The 18,983-nt window shown below is 36.7% G+C and carries 18 protein-coding genes; 10 read left to right on the top strand and 8 right to left on the bottom strand.

Annotated features, from left to right (window positions below):
* Positions 1–225: 225 nt before the first annotated feature.
* On the top strand, positions 226–1,752 hold the full coding sequence (locus tag ABD676_RS16080) for a sulfatase family protein (RefSeq protein ID WP_344675758.1): 1,527 nt from the start codon (positions 226–228) through the stop codon (positions 1,750–1,752).
* A 58-nt stretch (positions 1,753–1,810) separates the two neighbouring features.
* Here the strand turns inward: ABD676_RS16080 and ABD676_RS16075 are convergent, their stop codons facing one another.
* From ABD676_RS16075 to ABD676_RS16045, 7 genes are all read right to left on the bottom strand, one after another.
* Positions 1,811–3,322: a sulfatase family protein gene (locus ABD676_RS16075; RefSeq protein ID WP_344675757.1), complete on the bottom strand. Its 1,512-nt coding sequence runs from the start codon at positions 3,320–3,322 to the stop codon at positions 1,811–1,813.
* 222 nt (positions 3,323–3,544) lie between these two features.
* Complete coding sequence (gene hemW, locus ABD676_RS16070; protein WP_344675756.1) at positions 3,545–4,669, bottom strand: radical SAM family heme chaperone HemW; 1,125 nt, start codon at positions 4,667–4,669, stop codon at positions 3,545–3,547.
* A gap of 37 nt (positions 4,670–4,706) precedes the next feature.
* Positions 4,707–5,807 carry a S41 family peptidase gene (locus ABD676_RS16065; RefSeq protein ID WP_344675755.1) on the bottom strand — a complete coding sequence of 367 codons (1,101 nt, stop codon included), beginning with the start codon at positions 5,805–5,807 and terminating at the stop codon, positions 4,707–4,709.
* A 355-nt stretch (positions 5,808–6,162) separates the two neighbouring features.
* Positions 6,163–7,416, bottom strand: coding sequence for a peroxiredoxin family protein (locus ABD676_RS16060; RefSeq protein WP_344675754.1), 1,254 nt, complete (start codon positions 7,414–7,416; stop codon positions 6,163–6,165).
* 76 nt (positions 7,417–7,492) lie between these two features.
* Positions 7,493–8,035: a hypothetical protein gene (locus ABD676_RS16055; protein ID WP_344675753.1), complete on the bottom strand. Its 543-nt coding sequence runs from the start codon at positions 8,033–8,035 to the stop codon at positions 7,493–7,495.
* A 74-nt stretch (positions 8,036–8,109) separates the two neighbouring features.
* Entirely contained in the window at positions 8,110–8,580 is a 471-nt protein-coding gene (locus ABD676_RS16050; protein WP_344675752.1) for an RES family NAD+ phosphorylase, read from the bottom strand.
* Positions 8,580–9,071 carry an antitoxin Xre/MbcA/ParS toxin-binding domain-containing protein gene (locus tag ABD676_RS16045; protein WP_344675751.1) on the bottom strand — a complete coding sequence of 164 codons (492 nt, stop codon included), beginning with the start codon at positions 9,069–9,071 and terminating at the stop codon, positions 8,580–8,582. The genes ABD676_RS16050 and ABD676_RS16045 overlap by 1 nt, the downstream gene beginning before the upstream one ends.
* A gap of 303 nt (positions 9,072–9,374) precedes the next feature.
* Between ABD676_RS16045 and ABD676_RS16040 the strand changes: the two genes are divergently transcribed.
* Entirely contained in the window at positions 9,375–10,439 is a 1,065-nt protein-coding gene (locus ABD676_RS16040; protein ID WP_344675750.1) for a hypothetical protein, read from the top strand.
* 93 nt (positions 10,440–10,532) lie between these two features.
* Entirely contained in the window at positions 10,533–11,096 is a 564-nt protein-coding gene (locus ABD676_RS16035; RefSeq protein WP_344675749.1) for a hypothetical protein, read from the top strand.
* 130 nt (positions 11,097–11,226) lie between these two features.
* Here ABD676_RS16035 and ABD676_RS16030 read toward each other — a convergent pair whose 3' ends face one another.
* Positions 11,227–12,084 carry a M23 family metallopeptidase gene (locus ABD676_RS16030; protein ID WP_344675748.1) on the bottom strand — a complete coding sequence of 286 codons (858 nt, stop codon included), beginning with the start codon at positions 12,082–12,084 and terminating at the stop codon, positions 11,227–11,229.
* A gap of 125 nt (positions 12,085–12,209) precedes the next feature.
* On the opposite strand from ABD676_RS16030, the gene mutY reads away from it, so the two are divergent.
* The 7 genes from mutY to ABD676_RS15995 all read left to right on the top strand — a co-directional run bounded on the left by mutY (position 12,210) and on the right by ABD676_RS15995 (position 18,953).
* Positions 12,210–13,265, top strand: coding sequence for an A/G-specific adenine glycosylase (mutY, locus tag ABD676_RS16025; protein WP_344675747.1), 1,056 nt, complete (start codon positions 12,210–12,212; stop codon positions 13,263–13,265).
* 15 nt (positions 13,266–13,280) lie between these two features.
* The gene (locus ABD676_RS16020; RefSeq protein WP_344675746.1) at positions 13,281–13,736 is read left to right on the top strand and encodes a single-stranded DNA-binding protein; all 456 of its coding nucleotides are present in this window, start codon (positions 13,281–13,283) and stop codon (positions 13,734–13,736) included.
* A gap of 62 nt (positions 13,737–13,798) precedes the next feature.
* Positions 13,799–14,839, top strand: a complete 1,041-nt coding sequence (gene pheS / locus ABD676_RS16015) for a phenylalanine--tRNA ligase subunit alpha (RefSeq protein WP_344675745.1) — start codon at positions 13,799–13,801, stop codon at positions 14,837–14,839.
* 111 nt (positions 14,840–14,950) lie between these two features.
* A complete protein-coding gene (locus ABD676_RS16010; protein ID WP_344675744.1) occupies positions 14,951–15,523 on the top strand; it encodes a TetR/AcrR family transcriptional regulator in 573 nt (190 codons plus the stop codon).
* Between the two features lie 797 nt (positions 15,524–16,320).
* Positions 16,321–17,730, top strand: coding sequence for a 23S rRNA (uracil(1939)-C(5))-methyltransferase RlmD (rlmD, locus tag ABD676_RS16005; RefSeq protein ID WP_344675743.1), 1,410 nt, complete (start codon positions 16,321–16,323; stop codon positions 17,728–17,730).
* Positions 17,731–18,126, top strand: a complete 396-nt coding sequence (locus tag ABD676_RS16000; protein ID WP_344675742.1) for a hypothetical protein — start codon at positions 17,731–17,733, stop codon at positions 18,124–18,126.
* A 62-nt stretch (positions 18,127–18,188) separates the two neighbouring features.
* Entirely contained in the window at positions 18,189–18,953 is a 765-nt protein-coding gene (locus tag ABD676_RS15995) for a peptidase associated/transthyretin-like domain-containing protein (protein ID WP_344675741.1), read from the top strand.
* Positions 18,954–18,983: the final 30 nt, after the last annotated feature.

Genomic DNA, 18,983 nt, shown 5'->3' with positions numbered 1-18,983 from the left:
TTTTTTTTACAATATCTTCTTCAAAAATTGCATACAGAAATATTTAGCATTGGAAATGAAGTAAAACATAGAACAATTTGATAATCAATACTATTTTGAGCTTGGCTTACTGCGATTTTGAGGTTGTATTGCTTTTTGCTTTTTGTATTTTATTCTTCTGCAGGAAAAGTTAGGGGTTAAATCTTCCTCAATATGTATATTTGATATTCCTAAACTTAAATAAATATGCGTTTACCAGTATTAGTGGCATTCTGTTTCATGAGCATTTTGGGTTATGCTCAACAGAAGAAGCCCAACATTGTGATTATCATTTCGGATGATCATTCTTATCAGACCATAGGTGCCTATGGTTCCAAGATTGCCCACACACCAAATCTTGATCGTATCGCTGCTGAAGGGGCAACTTTCAATCGTGCCTATGTGACCAATTCCATTTGTGGGCCCAGCCGTGCAAGTCTATTGACGGGGAAATATAGTCACAAAAATGGTTTTAAGGATAACGAGACTTCCAATTTTGATCATTCACAGGATATGTTCGTTAAACAGTTGCAGAACAACGGTTACCAAACTGCCTGGATTGGAAAAATTCATTTGGGAAGAAAACTTCAAGGGTTTGATTATTACAGTATTTTAGTTGGTCAAGGACATTATTTTAATCCGGACTTTATCAGTAGTACAGATGGGAAAACGGAGAAAACGGATAGGGAAGAAGGTTATGTTGCTGATATCGTAACGGATCGTGCACTAAATTGGTTGGAACAGAAAGAGAAGGATGAACCCTTCTGTCTAATCATTGGTCATAAAAGTACCCACCGTACATGGATGCCTGATCCTAAGGATTTCGGTAAAAACGATAATAAGCAGATCCCACTTCCGGATAATTTCTTTGATGATTACCAAGGACGGAAAGCAGCGGCAGTTCAAGAGATGAGCGTGGCTAAGGATATGCAAATGGGTTATGATTTGAAAATGTTTGATACGCCAGAAAAGATGCGTCAGGATGGGAACTTCAAGCGTATGAATGACAAACAGTTTCAACAATATTTGGATTATTACCGCCCTATTTATGAGCAATATAAAGCGGCAAATTTAAAAGGTGATGATTTGGCGAAATGGAAATATCACCGTTATATGGTAGATTACCTTAATACAGCGGAGTCCATGGACCGAAATATTGGTCGTGTTTTGGATTACCTAAAAGAACATCAATTGGAGGATAATACCTTAGTGGTTTATCTATCTGATCAAGGATTCTATATGGGTGAACACGGCTGGTTTGACAAGCGCTTCATGTATGAGGAGTCTTTCCGTACACCTATGTTGGCAAAACTGCCAGGTGTTATTCCTGCTCATTCTCAAGTAAATGGCATGGTTCTAAACGTCGATATTGCACCTACTATAATGGAATTGACAGGTACAGCCATTCCGCAGGATGTTCAAGGGAAATCTTTCTTGAAAGTCATGGAAGGCAAGAAAAAAACAGCACGCAAGCAATTGTTCTATCATTATTATGAAAATGGGGAACATGCCGTTTCTCCGCATTTTGGGGTTAGTGATGGTCGTTATAAGTTGATTCGTTATTATAAGCGTGTTAATGGTTGGGAATTGTTTGATATGAAGTCGGATCCGAAGGAAATGAAAAACATCTATGACGATCCAAAAGCGAAGGGAATCGTGAAGAAAATGAAAAAGCTGTTGGCTAAGGAAATAGAAGCTACCGATGATATGGAGGCTAAGGCACTAATGGATTAATTGGAGTTTACTAGCTATAAAAAGGCCATTTATCGAGCAGATAAATGGCCTTTCTGTTTTAGTTGCTTTTCTTTGTTTCCTTTAGTAGGATTTCTTTTAATTGTTTTACGAGCTCAGGATTTTGGCTAGCGATGTTGTTTTTCTCTGCCGGATCCTTGCTTAAATCATATAATTGATCGTTCGGGTCATTGCCTAATTCGATGTTGACCTGGTTGTTTCGCGCTGGTCCTTTATTCGGTAAGATGTATTTATATTGATCTTTTAGAATAGAGAAGGTATAAGCCGATTTGACCAGGTAATCTCTACCTTTTTTGTCTTTTCCTAATAGAGCTGCTAATACATTTTTACTGTCTAAATTGGCTTGAGGCTCAATTTTGGATTTAAAATAAGACGCAAAACTAGCCAATAGATCGACTTGGCAAACTAAGGCGGCAGAAACTTGATTGGACTTGATTTGCTTAGGCCAGCTGATCAAGAAGGGCACTCGAGTACCAGCTTCAAAAGCAGAATATTTTCCACCACGCATTCCAGCAAATGGGTCATGTCCGTTTAATTCGGTTACTGCGCCATCGACATAACCATCATCCAATACAGGACCATTATCACTGCTAAAAACAACAATGGTATTCTCGTAGATGCCATTGTCCTTTAATGCCTGAATAAGTTGCCCTACAGCATGGTCTAGCTGCAGGATAGCATCGCCTCGTAAACCCAGTCCACTCTTTCCTTTGAACATGGTAGACGGCATGCGCGGAACATGAGGTTCGGTCGCATGGTAGCTTAAGAAGAATGGTGTTGATTTGTGTTCTTTGATGTAATTAACCGCTTTATCCACAAAAGTAGGGGTGATTTCTTCATCTACCCAACGGGCTTGTTTTCCTCCGGTCATCCAACCAATACGGCCAATGCCATTGACAATGGTTTGGTTATGACCATGATTTGGAGAAGCCTTCATCTTTAATAATTCGGGATTTTCTAGTCCTGTGGGTTCAGTACCGATTTTCTGCTTATAGGACACCTCAATTGGGTCGTTTTTATCCAAAGCAACGACCTTATGGTTTTCCAAGAAAACAGTAGGCACACGGTCCGCAGTTGCAGGGAAAATATAGGAGTATGCATAACCTACTTCCAGTGGACCAGGTTTAATATCTTGATTCCAGTTTTTTTCAACTTGGCTACCTAAGCCCAAATGCCATTTTCCGATAATAGCGGTCTGGTAACCTTGTTGTTGAAAGAGCTTGGGAAGTGTCAATTGATTTTGGTCAATGATCAATGCGGCATCGCCAGGTAAAACGCCAGTTCCTGATTTACGGAACGGATACTTACCAGTCATTAAGGCATATCTGGAGGGGGTACAGGTTGCTGCAGCGGCATGTCCATTGGTGAATCGAATGCCCGATTTAGCGATGGCATCAATATTTGGGGTTTGAATCTTGCTGGCACCATAGGTGGAAAGATCGCCATAACCAAGGTCATCGACATAGATCATCAAAACATTGGGCTTTTTCTGCGCATAGGCAAACATGACTCCGCAAAGTAACACCCAAATTAACAGGGTAATTTTTTTCATTAGGAATTTAGATTTAGTTGAATTCTTGAAGTTAACAAATATCTTCTATGCTTAGTCAAATATAAACCTTAATAGCACCTAATTTGTTACTTGGCTGATCAAAAAACGCTTTTTTGATTTTGAATTATCTTTAATCAGATAAAGAGTTCATCACTTGAAAGTGGTTTTTGAGCGATAAATAAGCTTGCAACAAATTATGTTGGTTAACCCCCGCAAAGCCTGTTATTCAATAACAAATAGATCGGAAGCGATTTGATCTGCCAAGAGTTTCCCTTCTGGTGTTAAGGTGATTTGTCCGTCTTGATTGATTAGCTTGCCCTGCTCTAAGTAAGGTTTGCTCAATTTTTCTAATTCGCTATAATAATCGGATCCAAATTCTTGTTTGACATAGTTGCTGTCTATTCCCCATTTTGTTCGAAGGCTAGTCATGACATATTCGTTGAAACGATCGCTTTTTTGGAGTATTTCGGTTTCTAAAGGGAGCTCTTTTTCTAGGATTCCTTTAATATACAGAGCGTTGTTGGCTATGTTCCATGCGCGCGACTGGGTGTTAAAGGAATGTGCGGATGGGCCAATACCTAAGTAAGGCTTACCACGCCAGTAATTGGTATTGTGCCGCGCATAGCGATTAGGTTTCGCAAAATTGGAGATTTCGTATTGCTCATATCCTGCTGTGGTTAGCGTGTCGATAAGCATCAGCATTTGCTCAGCACTTTGCTCTTCATTCAAAGGAGGTGTTTTTCCTTTGTTTATCATGTGGTCCAAAGCGGTCTTGCGCTCTACCGTCATGGAATAGGAGGAAATATGTGGGACTTGCAATTGGATGAGTTCCTGCATATTTGTCTTCCACTTGCTATTGCTAAGTAAGGGGTAGCCGTAAATCAGATCACAGGTGATATTCTCAAATCCGGCGTCTTGTACCCGCATAATTGCTGATTTTGCTTCATCAGCATGATGCGCCCGATTCATCCAACGTAGGTCTTCCTCAAAAAAGGATTGAATACCGATACTGAATCTGTTTACTTCAGTTTGTCTTAAGGCTTGGACTTTCTGCTTGTCCAGATCATCAGGATTGGCTTCTAAGGTGATCTCCGCGGTATTGCTGATTTCAAAGTGTTTAGAGACATGGTCAATCAGTTCCATAATCTCCGAAGCTGCTAAGATGGATGGTGTTCCACCACCAAAGTAAATGGATTCGATCTTTTTGTCCTCGAGGTAACTTGCGCGTAAGTCTATTTCGGCTTTCATCGCTGCCAGCATTTCCTCCTTGTACTTTAAGGATGTACTAAAGTGAAAATCACAGTAGTGACAGGCTTGCTTGCAAAATGGAATGTGGAAGTAGATCATGGGGGTAGCTCAGTTTGTATGAGGCAAAGATACTAATCTATTTTTTGTACTTTTTCCAATTTTCAAGGGCTTTTATAGCATTATCAATATATAAATCTTTTAGTCCAATTATTAGATTCAATTCTTCTTTATGACTAAGTTTATCCTTCTGTGCTACTTTATTCAAATTAATATCAAATTGAACATCAGGAGTTATTCCTTCCCCTATTTTATAAATCTTTCCAGTTCTATCTTTGATAACTTCTGTTGTAAGATTGACTAAGTATTCATTTGTTATTTCAAATGGATGATTGGAAGAAGTAGCCCCTGCGGTAACTTGACCAACTACAAGAACATTCTTTTGTCCTTTGAAATGAACCGTTACAAATTCACCAGCACTTCCAGTAATTTTGCTGGTTAAAATAATAATTGGGACTTTGGTGTTTTTCAATTTAACGTATGGCACAGAGTCAGGATTTAATTTAAATAGATCGGCAGCTCTTTTTTCCTCTTCTGAAGTATTTTTTAAATCTAATATTTTATCATTCTTGCTTTCTTTACCATTGTTATCAACTGTTGAGTATGTTTGTTCTGAATCTATCAACGTTGGGAAATGCCAATTCATTGTAAAAGCATTTCCTCCGTCATTTTCGGTAACATCAATGATCCATCCCTTTGGATTATGTTTATCTAATTCTAATAATTGTTTACCAATAGTGTCTACATATGCTCTATTTTCAAGCATAACAGATGGTATATTAATATATGCGTATTTATTGTTTATCATTTTATGAATAAACCGTTTAGGAGGAAGTCCAGCTTCTTTATCGGTCATTGTTGCAAATACCTCTAACATCGATTTTTCGTCTTGTTGAGAGTTTAAGGCACTTTTAGGATAAAGTCTTGAGTGACCATCTTTCAATGCTCTTAAAACTTTATTAAAGTGTGGAGCTAAATGAGCAGTTGAATCAATTTCTTTAGTGTCATTAAGTAGCGAGTTACTAATGGAATCCCAATTTAAATTTGGACTCATGTATGCATTAGATTTAACTGTGTCTAAAAATGACTGAACTACATTTTTAACGGATTGAATTTGAGCAAAACAATTGAGGCTGAATATTGAAAAAGCTAATACGAGGAATACTTTGTTTATTTTCACTTTTTTAAATTTAATAGATTAGTTAATTAGGAACTGAATGTAGATAGAAAATTTTATTTAAAGAAATTATTATAACGTGATTGTCAATAAAAACTGGTTTTAATGTTTTCCACTTGTAGCTTTAAAAATATAACTGATTGATTTTTAGGTTAATTACACGTTCTTAAAGAACGCTCTTATGTAGCAGAGGTAAGGAATTTGAATGTACAATAATTAAAATGGAATTACTAAAACCCTTATGAATATCTCTTAAGAAACTGTTCACGAAACGTGAACAGTCGGAATCGGTGAACATAAATAAATATTAAACGAATAAGTATTTGTGCAATAGACCTGGTTAATCAAATCTATCTTATTACTGTCCCTGTTTTAATAATTTATATTTTCGCAAATAGGGTCTCAGTTCTATTACACTAAGGTCGCTTTCGATTATATTCCCATCAGGATTTATCAAAAATCCTGTAGGATACTTTACCACATTAAAAATCTCAGCTAGCTTATTGGAATCATTAGAAAGTATATTTTTCCATGAAATATTATGATCGATAATAACTTTCAGCACCTTTTTAGGCTCATCCCTGCCTGCTATTCCTATAAAGTCAATTTTAGATTTATCAATTTCATTATATATGCTCGATAAAATTGGTAATTCTTGTAAACAAGGTGCGCACCATGAGCCCCAAAAATCTATAAATAAATACTTTCCCTTATAGTCATCTAAATTGATTGTACTGTCACTTTTAATATCAGGTTGTTCGAGATTATTTAAGGTAAATCTTTGATTGTTGTTTTTCTCTTCAGTAAGTAATAGTGTATTTGACCGGATGTCAACACCATTATTTTTATAATATTTATTGTCTAATTGAAATATGTCATTTTTTTTAATGTTTGAATTACCATTGTCGATATTTATAGTGGAAACCCAATAGTCTGGAAAGATAAAATCATGACTAATAAAAATGTCTTTCTGGTTTTTAATATTACCTACCATATAAGATGGAATGTTATATTTCAACTCATTTCTATGAAAAAATACAATAATGGGTATTTTACGTTCTAGGGTGTTTTTCCCATTGCTAATTTGATACGAAGATTCGATTATTTTAAGGTTTTTGTTTTTAAGTTCTTCTAAAGATTGAATACTTTCTATTTGTATTATAGGATCGTCGTTGAAATTGCCATTTTGATTTGCATCAATAATATATATAGGATTATCTTGAGTGTTTTTTGCAAATATTACTCTTACAAAACACTTAATTTGTTTTGTGGAAAGAACATCATTTGAAATTTCATATGACCTTTGTTTTTTAAAATTTTCAAAAAATTTATAGTTTTCTGTGCCGTATAGACTTTGAAACAAAAACTGTAAAAAATCAAAAGGAATTATTCCTTTTTTCACTTCGATTAAATCGTCGGGTATATTATTAAATTCTAATTTCGAGAATGTGTTAAAAAGCGGGTGATTATTAGGTGGACTGAATAGAATATTTCCAGCTTCAGGTTTGAATGGACCATACCCTGTCTTTTGTTTTAAATTGATTTTGATCTCCTGAGAGGTAGCACTTTGAACGTTGAATACTATAAGGAGACAAAGGATTAAGATTCTCATAAAAAAGGATCGGTTATATTATTTGTGAATGTAATTATAATAATCTAAATCTAAATGGTTAAAGTATTTTTGTTCTTTACCCAACTCCGTTTACATGTAAGTTTGCTAATTTCTTTTGGGTAAGATTTATTTCAATTTGCCAATAATTACTACCACCATCAAGTACAATCTCTCTTTTGGATTTCCAGTTTTCACGCTCATCCTTATGATAACCTTTTAATCGGTCTATAACAGTATATTTAGCCCATAAGAAGTTAACATAAAGAATCTTGTCACCCTTCTTGTTTATATAACCATAATATTGCCTTCTATAGTTATTTAAATTCTTATGAATAATTGGATACCCATCTCCTTGATTGCGCATTGGGTTATTAGCCGATTTAATATCCTTTTTTAGAATTTTTTCTGCTTCATTTATCTCCTCTAAAGTTGGTGAAAATCTACTTCCAGGAAAATTGCAAAGCAAGCAATCAGCTTCTTTGGAGAAAAATACACTTTCTATTTTCCCGCTTTTTATGATAGTAGCATTGGAGTTGAGTTTATTCACTTCATAAAATGAACTTTTGCATGAGTAAATCACAAATAATAGTAAAAAAGGAAAGAAGTATTTAGCTGGCATATGTATTAAATAGATTCCACATCTAAGATAAACAATCGGAGATTATTTTTTCACCAAATGATTAAACCATAGACTTATCCATGTTTATCAGACTTCAGTCGGTCATCTATTGGTAATTCGAGATATTCGACTACTTCAATTTGACCGAAATCCTTAAATAATGGATTTAATACAAAATTATGTTCAAAAGGAACTATAGTGGAAGGTACTTTAAGTGCGAAAAAATCTCTACTCTTTGCAAGAGAACTAAACAGTTCAGTTGTATGATAGGTATAGGGATATTGATTCCAATTTTCAGGTAACTGTTCTAATTCCTTAATGATAAAAGAGTCTGGTATATGAACTTTTGCAACAACAATTTCATCAGGAAGATTAGCGATGTTTTCTGAATGGACATAATATTCTAACAAAGCCAATGAAATATTTTCAGAACAGTACACGGCTCTAGTCCCGATCTTATTCCATCTTCCTCCAACCTTTTCAGCACCTATACCCGAGAGTGTAAACTCTTTATATTTTAAGTTGGCAACGCGAAAGACTATCATCAACTATAAACATTATATTGAATTCGAATAATCTCGTTTTCGACTATCGTAAATCCTAAGCTACTATCTAAAAGGTCAAAGGGTTTTTTATTACCTAATGCTCTTGAAGTTGTAAAAAGCCAATTTTTGAATTTATCCGGGCTATCAAAAACTTCATAACCAAGACCAAATAATCTTGATATTTCATAAATTCTTTCCGAAGTTTCCAAATCATAAACTTCCTTTTTTTGCATGCTACTAATAGAAGTTGGTAGAATATGCTCAAAATCTTTTTCATTGGAACCAATAACAGCAATTAAGTCCTTCCAATCAGACTTCCTGACTCCTTTCCTGATTCTTTCTATTAATTCAACATTAAAACCAGGCTCATTTTTGGCATGATGAACCACCCAAGATGGTGAAAATTCTTTGAATTTGGCAACCACCTTGCCCTTAATACCTGCTTTTGACGGGCCAGATTTCTTAGGGTTTGCTATTGATGTCTTTGTCATTATTCAAGGAGTTGATTGTAAATTTACGTTACTATACTTGTAAATTTACAATCAATTGTTCGTGCTTCCTAATATATACTCTAAATTTTTATACAAAAAGATTAGATATTCTCCTAGTCCACGAAAATCAAAGATTTATAATTAAGAGTCGCATTTAAGTCTTGTTATTTGCTATTCCAATCACCAAATCAACCATTTGACAACCCCATTTCTCCCTTATTTATATAATTTCAACAGCCCTTTGTCACCCATTAACAAACTACTGCCCACTTTTTGCTGTTCAATAGGAAAGCAGAAGTACTTATGAAAAGAAATTATATCAAGCAAGGATTTTGGGTTGTGCTACTGATGTTGGGGATGGCAGCATGTGGTAAAAACGCTGTTGATGAGGTGGTGCCAGATCCTGAAGAACCTGAGGTTCCAAACCCTCCTACTCCAGATCCTGTCAATTTTTACTATGTAGGCTATAAATATGGCTCTAGTTTTCAGGAAAAGGATAGGAATGCCATATTGCGGATTAATAATTCCTTAGTAGAATTGTCTCCGAATGTCGCTTCTGAGGCGCTTGCAGTTTCCGTATTAAACAAAGTGCCACATATTACAGGCTACCAACAAGTGAATGCCAACAACAAACGTGTGGCCTATTGGAAAAATAAAGCATTGACTTTATTGAGCGTTGCAGGAGGTCAGAATTCTGGAACAACTATATTAGCTGAGGGAGCAAATGTCTATGTAGGAGGTATGTTGACCGATCCTATGGGGCTTCGTGTAGCGCTATGGACCAATGGGAAGTATGAAAACAAAGGTTGTTGTTTAGGAGGGTCTAGATTGCGCAGTATTGCCCTTCGAGAAGGAAAACCTGTAATGACTGGTAAATTTCATGTTAATGCTGCGATGTGGGTGGATGGAACAACGTTTATGTTGGCAGATGCAAATTCTGACTCCCATTACATTAAAACCATTAACAAAGATATTTATGTTATTGGATACCGTAAAACTAGTGATCAAAAAACAGATGTTGCGGCTGTTTGGAAAAACGATGTAGAGGTTTTCACCTTGCCACTTGGAAAAATAGTTAGTAGTGTTTTAGGAACTATGGTTGGCAATGATTATTATTTTGTCGTCAATTTCTATGATGGCAAAAAAGGTCGTGCTACGGTCTATAAAAACAAAACCAAATTGTATGATTTAAATGTCAATGCAAACTTGGAAGCTAAGGCAATTCAAGTGGTGAATGGTCATGTATATATCCTTGGGAATTATTTTAATGGTACCAAATCGCAAGCGATACAATGGACTGATGGAAAGGCAAAAGTGCTCTATACCGAAGCCCAAAAAATATATTTAAACGATATGGTTGTCAAATAATACATCAGATGTTCTCTATTCTTCAAAACATTTAGTTTAACTGAACGTTAAAAATTTAGAGTCTATTTTAAGAATAATCTGAATGAAGAGGATATGAGAAGCATTGGTTCTATTTTCTGCACACTATTATTAGGTTTAAACTTGCTGTTTTCAAGCTATACGAGCTATAATGTAGAGATTGGAAACAACGATACGAATTTAAGGTTAATTCAAAAAGATACAGTAGGGGGCATATTGTCCCTTGCTGAATCTTTGGCCAACCTACCAAAAGACCAATGGAATGATAATCAGCTCAAACTTATTATTCAAAAAATAAAGAAAGACCATGATTTGGAAATCTACCCTCTTGATTCGAATAGAGTGGCCGGTCGAATATATGTTGAAATTAATAAACCTATTGATACATCCATAATTATCGGCAATATTCTTATTCCATATAAAATGCATGAAATACTTAGGGTCAAAGATGTTGAGCAATATTTCGGTAAAAAAATTGAACCTTGTGGATTGTTTAGATATGCCAAAAACCCCCCACCAATCAGATTGACTTTGTCCGATTCGACCTCCTTACTTTTAAAAGTAAACTCTCGAAAAGAAATTCAAGAAAGTTTTGTTATTCAATTGGAAGTTGTAAAGGGCAAATATCCTGATAATTAGTGATTTATCATGTTTATTGAATGCCCCCTCTAAATTACTAGCAAGATCAAAATCATCAAATTGTTTAATCATAAAAAAAGGCTATATCGATCATTCGATATAGCCCTTATAGTATTGTTCTTATCCTTTATTAAAACAACATTGTTTTTTCCGGATTCATTTTCTTGCCATAGCTTAGTAGTTCATAATGCAAGTGTGGACCCGTTGATCTCCCTGTATTTCCAAGGTTACCAATAACCTGTCCAGCTTCAATATGCTGTCCAACCTTCACATTTGTTCTGGAAAGGTGCGCATATCGAGTTTCCCAACCATTACTGTGTTGAATAATGACCACTTTACCATACTGTCCTTTATAACCTGCATGCAATACTTTCCCCGCAGCAGTTGCTTTTATCAGTTCACCAACATTACCTTTGATGTCAATACCCGAGTGCATTTCCAATCCACGGTTAGTGAAAGGGTTTCTACGGTATCCAAAACGTGAGGTAATCTTGCCCTGATGTGGTTTTCCCAAAGGAATGCCTTCTAATTTCTTGTCTAGGCTCTTTAATTTACTCTCGTAATATTTGCCTAATTCATCTAAATTTTCTTCTGTTTCTACTGGTCCACCGGCATTTTTCAGCTGAGGAGCTACTTCTTTTAATCCTCTTTTACGCATTTTGGCATTAATTTGGTTTAATGCACTATCGATGGAGTTGAAGGATTTTTGTACTTGTACAAGATTCAGCTGATTTGAAGCTTCTTCATTTGCTAAAGATTGTTTTGCTTTTTGAAGTGCCTCCATTTTTTTGTTCAAGACCTGCTCATAATGATCGCTGGTCGTTTTGCTGGCAATGAAAGCCACCATGGAGCAAACAAAGCATATAAAAAAGATGCCGATGCAAAGGATGGTTTTCCAGTTTTTTAGGATAATGGTCGGTATTTGAATCTTCTGATTCGAGTCTCCATTGGAATCTAAAATAACAATGGAAGTCTTTTGTTTGATCATTTTTTTCTTCTCCCTATTTTTCTAGTCGGCCGTAAAAATAGGACTTGTTAAAATTATACCACTAAAATTTAACGTTTAATAACTTTATTGGCAGCTCAAATGCTATAAATTATCATCTTTGCACTATGTCATTTTCAGCTAGAATTCTTGCTTGGTACCAAACGAACAAAAGAGCGTTGCCATGGCGAGAAACCACGAATCCTTATATTATTTGGTTGTCCGAAATTATCCTGCAGCAGACTCGAGTTGAACAAGGATTACCATATTTTTTAAGATTTGTTGAAAATTATCCTAATGTAACAAAGTTTGCTGATGCGGAAGAAGCAGAGCTCCTCCGTTTATGGCAAGGATTAGGCTATTACTCCCGTGCTCGCAACATGTATAAGGCGGCTAAACTTGTTGTAGATCAGCATGATGGAGAATTTCCGATAGATTATTCCAGCTTGATAAATTTACCTGGAGTTGGGGCTTATACTGCTGCTGCTATTGCTTCGTTCTCTTCAAATGAAGCAAAGGCAGTCTTAGATGGCAATGTTTTTCGAGTTCTTGCACGTTATTTTGGAATTGCGGAGCCCATTAATAGTACAGCTGGCAAAAAGCTTTTCAGTGAACTAGCAGAGGAATTGATTGATCCATTACGAGCTGGGGAGTATAATCAAGCGATTATGGATTTTGGAGCTTTGCAATGTAAACCTAAGAATCCTGATTGTTCCGTTTGCATCTTTCAAACCGACTGTGTTGCCTTACAGCAAGATTTGGTTTCTGAATTGCCCAAAAAGAACAAGTCCAAGAAAAGTCGGGTACGTCATTTCCATTACTTCTTAATTGAAGATGCGCAAGGATGGTTGATGTCTCAACGTTCTGAAGGCGATATTTGGGCTAATTTATATGAGTTTCCAATGATCGAAACAGAATCTTCAGTTGATCCAGAAGAATTAATGGTAACAGCTGAGTTTAAGGAAAATTTTTCAGCGGTTTTTCCTCAGAAAATTAAGGGACCGGTGAAACATATATTAAGTCATCAGCAAATTTTCGCAAACTTTTACCGCTTGGATGCTAATAAGGTTAAGCTTGCCAAAAAAAGCCATTGGAATTATTGTTTGTCAGAAAATTTAGATAAATTAGCTAAACATAAACTGATTAGCTCCTTTGTGGAGGATTATATTTTTAGTGCTCACTAAATCCTAAATTATTGTATGTCAGGAGTAAATAAAGTTATTTTAGTCGGACATTTGGGTAAAGACCCCGAAATCCGTTATCTGGAAGGAAATGTAAGTGTGGCTAGTTTTCCATTGGCCACTTCAGAGACCTTTACAAAAGATGGTCGTCGCGTAGAACAGACCGAATGGCATAATATTGTATTATGGCGCGGATTGGCTGACGTTGCTGTCAAATACCTCAGTAAAGGTAAATTAGTCTACATTGAAGGGAAATTGCGAACTCGTTCTTACGAAGATAAGGAGGGGATTCGCCGTTATACGACAGAAATTGTAGCCGAGAGCTTTAATTTATTAGGTCGTCGTTCTGATTTTGAACCGCAGAATCCTGCAGGAACAAGTACAAATACAGCAAGTCAGAATGTGGATGACAATAAAGAACAAACCGTAGACTTCACGGAGAATGATGACGATAATGACGGATTACCGTTTTAATCTACATAATTAATTAACCATCAAATCATCTACTTTTTTAAAATTTGCTGTATCTTTGGCGCATGTTGCAAGATAAAATAGCGCAGTATACGCAAGAGATTAACGCATTCAATCCAGCTTCTTCTCAAGAAGTAGAGGCTTTCAGGTTAAAATATCTCGTATCAAAGGGTATCGTAAAGGCCTTGTTTGAAGAGTTCAAAACTGTAAGTTCTGAGGAAAAAAGAACTTTGGGGAAAGTGTTGAACGAGTTCAAGATTTTGGCTGAGGATACTTATAAGACAGCATTAGATAAATTTTCCGGCGATGTTGATGCATCAAGTTCTAATAAAGAAGGTGATTTGACTCTTCCTGGGGCAGGTTTTACCCTAGGATCAAGACATCCCCTTTCCTTAGTACGTAAGGAAATCGTGGAAATATTTAAGAAATTAGGATTCATCGTTGCTGAGGGGAACGAGATTGAAGACGATTGGCATAACTTCTCTGCCTTGAACTTTGCTCCTGAACACCCGGCACGTGATATGCAAGATACTTTTTTCATCAAGAAACAAGATGGAAACGATATGGTATTGCGTACGCATACCTCTTCGGTACAAGTGCGCTTAATGGAAGCAGGTAAACCACCTTTCCGTGCCATTATGCCGGGTAGGGTATACCGTAATGAGGCTATTTCTGCTCGTGCGCATTGTTTCTTTCACCAGATTGAAGGATTATATGTGGATGAGGATGTGTCATTCGCAGATTTGAAACAAACTTTGTATCACTTTGTGAAAGAATTGTATGGTGAAGATACCAAAGTACGCTTCCGCCCGTCTTATTTTCCATTCACTGAACCATCTGCAGAGATGGATATTTCTTGTACCATCTGTAAAGGTGCAGGTTGTCAGATGTGTAAGTACTCTGGTTGGGTAGAGATTTTAGGCTGTGGTATGGTTGATCCTAATGTTTTGGATAACTGTGGTATTGATAGCAAAAAATATTCAGGATATGCGTTCGGAATGGGCATTGAACGTATTACCAATTTGAAGTATGAGATCCGTGATTTACGTCTATTTTCCGAAAACGACGTTCGATTCTTATCGCAATTCGAGACAGAGATCAATTAAGGAATATTAATATTCCTTGCTTTTCTAAGCAAAAAGATATACTTTAAGGGTTCAGATTCTTCTACTAGGTATTTTAGACAGGATCTGAACCTTTTCATCAATACACCCTCCATGGAAGATAAAATAGTTATAGCCATTAAGAAATCCGCAAGGGATCTGTTTAGGAAATATGGCTATAATAAGACGAGTGTAAATGAGCTGTCCAAGAATGCTCATATCGCGAAGGCTACTTTTTACAAGCACTTTGCTAGTAAGGAGTTGATTCTCCATGCCGTGTTAATGGACTATATCCAAGACAATGTATATGACATCTTGAATAAGAATGTCAATGAACGCGATCTCTCGACATTTCTAGCAAACACCATATTACGAGTGAGTCGTGTAACCTATACCGTGTGTAATGAGTTTGTAGGCTGGGAATTTATTCGTGAATCGGCCAATGCTCAAGAATACCTGAAAATACTGTCAGATGATTTGGAGTTTCTCCTACTTCGTTCCTTTATGCAAAATGAAACCATTGGCAGTACCATTCCTGAAGAACGATTAACCTTCCTCATCAAAACAAGCAAAAACATTGTCTTCTCCTTTGCCTTTACGGCTGTATCAGAGGCTGATGTGAAGAAAAATTTCATCTCCTTTCAAAAAGAAATGCTTCCATATTTGGTGCAAGCAACCTTGTTGTAACCAATTTTTTTATATCCACCTTCTTTTCTCTTATTGTTAGACCTGCTTAGACTTTAATTTGTCTCCAGTTTCCCTATGGGTTTGTCATTAGTTTAGCTACTACTTCCTTCCATTTTGCTTCGAGACTCTTAAGGAATTTTTACGGATCTGATAGGGATCTTGTTCGGATCTCGTTCGCTTCTAACCGAACGAGATCCGAACAAGATCCGAACAAGTTCCGAAGGAGATCCGAAAGAGAGGCGAATAAAACCCCTGTGAGAGACGTTGAGCCTACAGACAAAAGACACAAGAAATTGATGTGAGATAAAAGTGGGGAGACTACAGACAAAAGACAACAGGATTTAGAAATAGATATGAGACCGCTACGCTATTAGATGTGAGATAGTAGACGATGAGACAACAGACGAAAGACACCAGATTTTAGACAGTTTGACTTATGGCGGGATATTAAATTCGGCATTTACAACTCAGAGCAAAGCGAAGAGTCTATCTTACCCCACAAAAGCTTCGTCATCCTCCATCGACGATGGAGGAACTTCAAACTATGCAATTCAATTTATTTAAGACAAAAGACGACAAACAAAAGACGACAGATGCAAAAAATTGATAAAGACACCCATAATTCATGTATACACAGCAAGGTTCATTTAATAGATTTGCTTGTCTAAATAAATTTAGACTATGATAAAGTGTTTTTGTTATAGGGTTCTTTGATGTGGCAGGTAAAAAGGATAGTCGGCTGTAAATATTATGGGACTAAAAATTTTGTCTAAAATTTGCGTATTTTTGCAGCCAATATGGGAAGAAGAATACCGCAAGAGAAGAAATTTGTTTCCGGATTGGAAATCATTGATATAGCTGAAGAGGGCAAGGGTGTTGCCAAACAGGATAATTTGGTTTATTTCATTGAGCGTGCCGTGCCAGGTGATGTGGTGGATGTGGAGTTAATGCGTAAGAAGAAGAGCTTTGTTGAGGGCAAGGTTACTTCGGTGGTAAAACCATCTGAATATCGGGTAGATCCTTTCTGTGAGCATTTTGGGGTATGTGGTGGCTGTAAGTGGCAACACATGAGCTATGATGCGCAATTGAAGTTCAAGGAGCAATATGTTGGAAATCAGCTTTCCCGTATAGGTAAGGTGGATGTTTCTGGTATGGAGCCAATCCTAGGTTCTGAGGGAACGAAATATTACCGTAATAAATTGGAGTTTACCTTTTCCAATAAGCGTTGGTTAACGGATTTGGATGATGTTCAGCCTGGAGATTCCATGGATGCTTTAGGATTTCATGTTCCGGGAAGATTTGATAAGATTTTGGCAATTGACCATTGTTATTTGCAACAAGATCCTTCTAATGCACTTCGCAATGAAGTTTTCGAATTCGCTCAAGCAAATGGGTTATCCTTTTATGATTTAAAATTTCATGAAGGCGCATTACGTAACTTGATTATTCGTACTTCGTCAACAGGCGAGGTGATGGTTATCGTCGTATTTGCTTATCCTGAGGAAGGTCAGGTAGACTTGTTAATGTCCTTTATTCAGGAGCGCTTCCCAGATTTAACATCCCTTCTTTACATTATCAATCAGAAGCGAAACGATACGATCTTTGATCAAGAGATTGAAGTATATGCTGGTAGAGATTTTATCTATGAGGAGATGGAAGGCCTGAAATTTAAAGTAGGACCAAAATCCTTTTATCAGACGAATTCCCTTCAGGCATATGAATTATATAAGATAACTCGCGAATTTGCTGATTTAAAGGGTGATGAATTGGTTTATGACCTATATACAGGAGCGGGTACCATTGCAAACTTTGTTGCCAAATCGGCAAGAGAAGTGGTTGGGGTAGAGTATGTCCCTACTGCAATTGAAGATGCAAAGATCAACTCAGCTATCAATGAAATTGCGAACACCAAATTCTATGCAGGCGATATGAAAGATGTATTGACGGCGGAATTTGTTGCTGAACACGGAAAACCAGATGTGGTTATTACCGATCCACCGAGGGCCGGTATGCACGCAGATGTGGTTAACCGCATATTAGAAATGGAAAGTGACCGTGTGGTCTATGTGAGCTGTAATGCAGCAACACAGGCAAGAGATTTGGATATGTTGCAAGAGAAATATACGGTAGAGCGTATTAAGCCTGTCGATATGTTTCCGCATACCCAGCACGTAGAAAATGTGGTGTTACTGAAATTGAAAAAATAAATGGACTTACAAGACCTATTAAATAAACAACCGGAAGGTGGAAGTGGCGAGAAATCCGAAAGCCCTTTAGTTAGCCTAAAGCGGGACTTGGATTTTTATAAGGAGTCGATCAAGGAGGTTTCGGTTGAGATGATGGCTGAGGGTTATACCTTGTATCCTATTTTTGTTGCGCATCAATTGCAAGTAGAATTAGGAGAGGTAATTTTGGATCGAGAAGAATTACAGACAGCATGGACCATTCATGCGAGTTCTTTAGAGGAGTTTGTGGATAAAGGTTTGGTTCAAGAAGAGCGTAAGGACTATTTTATCCAGAAATTTAAGTCTGCAAATGACTACATGTGTTTGTTTGTCATCGTACCTGAGGGGGCAAACTTTGTGTTCTATCCCTATGCATAAAAGCACTATTCCTTTTTTAAACTATTTAACATTTAACAGTCTAAACTATTGCTAACTTTAAAATGATGTATAGTAAAGTTAAATATATTGGAATAGTACTCCCTTTTCTGTTGTTAATGGGGTTATTTGCGCAAGCGCAAGAGACAGCCAGTAAGGTGATTTCTGGTTTGGTGATGGAGAAAGGGTCTAATATACGTGTAGCAGATGCGAATGTTGTTAACCTAAAAACGAATCAAAAGGCGAATACCAATGCTTATGGGGTATTTACACTATCTGTTTCGGTTGGGGACTCCATTCGGATATCCAAAGTAGGGTATGGACCAGTAAAAACAGTTATTCATACGTTAGAAGACATTTTGATTGATCTTCAATCGGGAAATACCATTGAGACCGTTGTGATTACCAGAAGTACTAAGGAAGCCGAGTTAAAAGGGTTCTTAAGAGAATACGAGAAGAAGGGTGTTTACAATGGTGGTCATAATAAAACGATGACCTATTTAAGTAGTCCTGCGACTGCCTTGTATAATCTATTTGGGAAAGATGCTAAAAATGCGAAGCGTTTTGAAAAGTACATGAACCAAGAATTGGAAGCTACTAAGGTAGATCGTATTTTCAATAAGACCATCGTTCAGAAAATCACCAGTCTAGAAGGCGATGAATTAGTGGATTTTATGGAGATCTATAGGCCGTCATTAAGTTCCGTAGAACGTTGGGGGCAGTATGATCTTATGAACTATATTTTGAATTCTTTTAAATCTTGGGATGGACAAGGCCGCCCGAAGCCACAGCGTTTGCCTAAGTTGGAAATTCCACCACAAGAAAAATAACACACTGAAATACAAGATGTTATAAAGGCG

Origin of the sequence: Sphingobacterium kyonggiense (assembly GCF_039536825.1) — a bacterium.
Lineage (GTDB): Bacteria > Bacteroidota > Bacteroidia > Sphingobacteriales > Sphingobacteriaceae > Sphingobacterium > Sphingobacterium kyonggiense.
The sequence above is the reverse complement of the archived record's forward strand: the minus strand, read 5'-3'. Positions and strand labels throughout refer to the sequence as shown.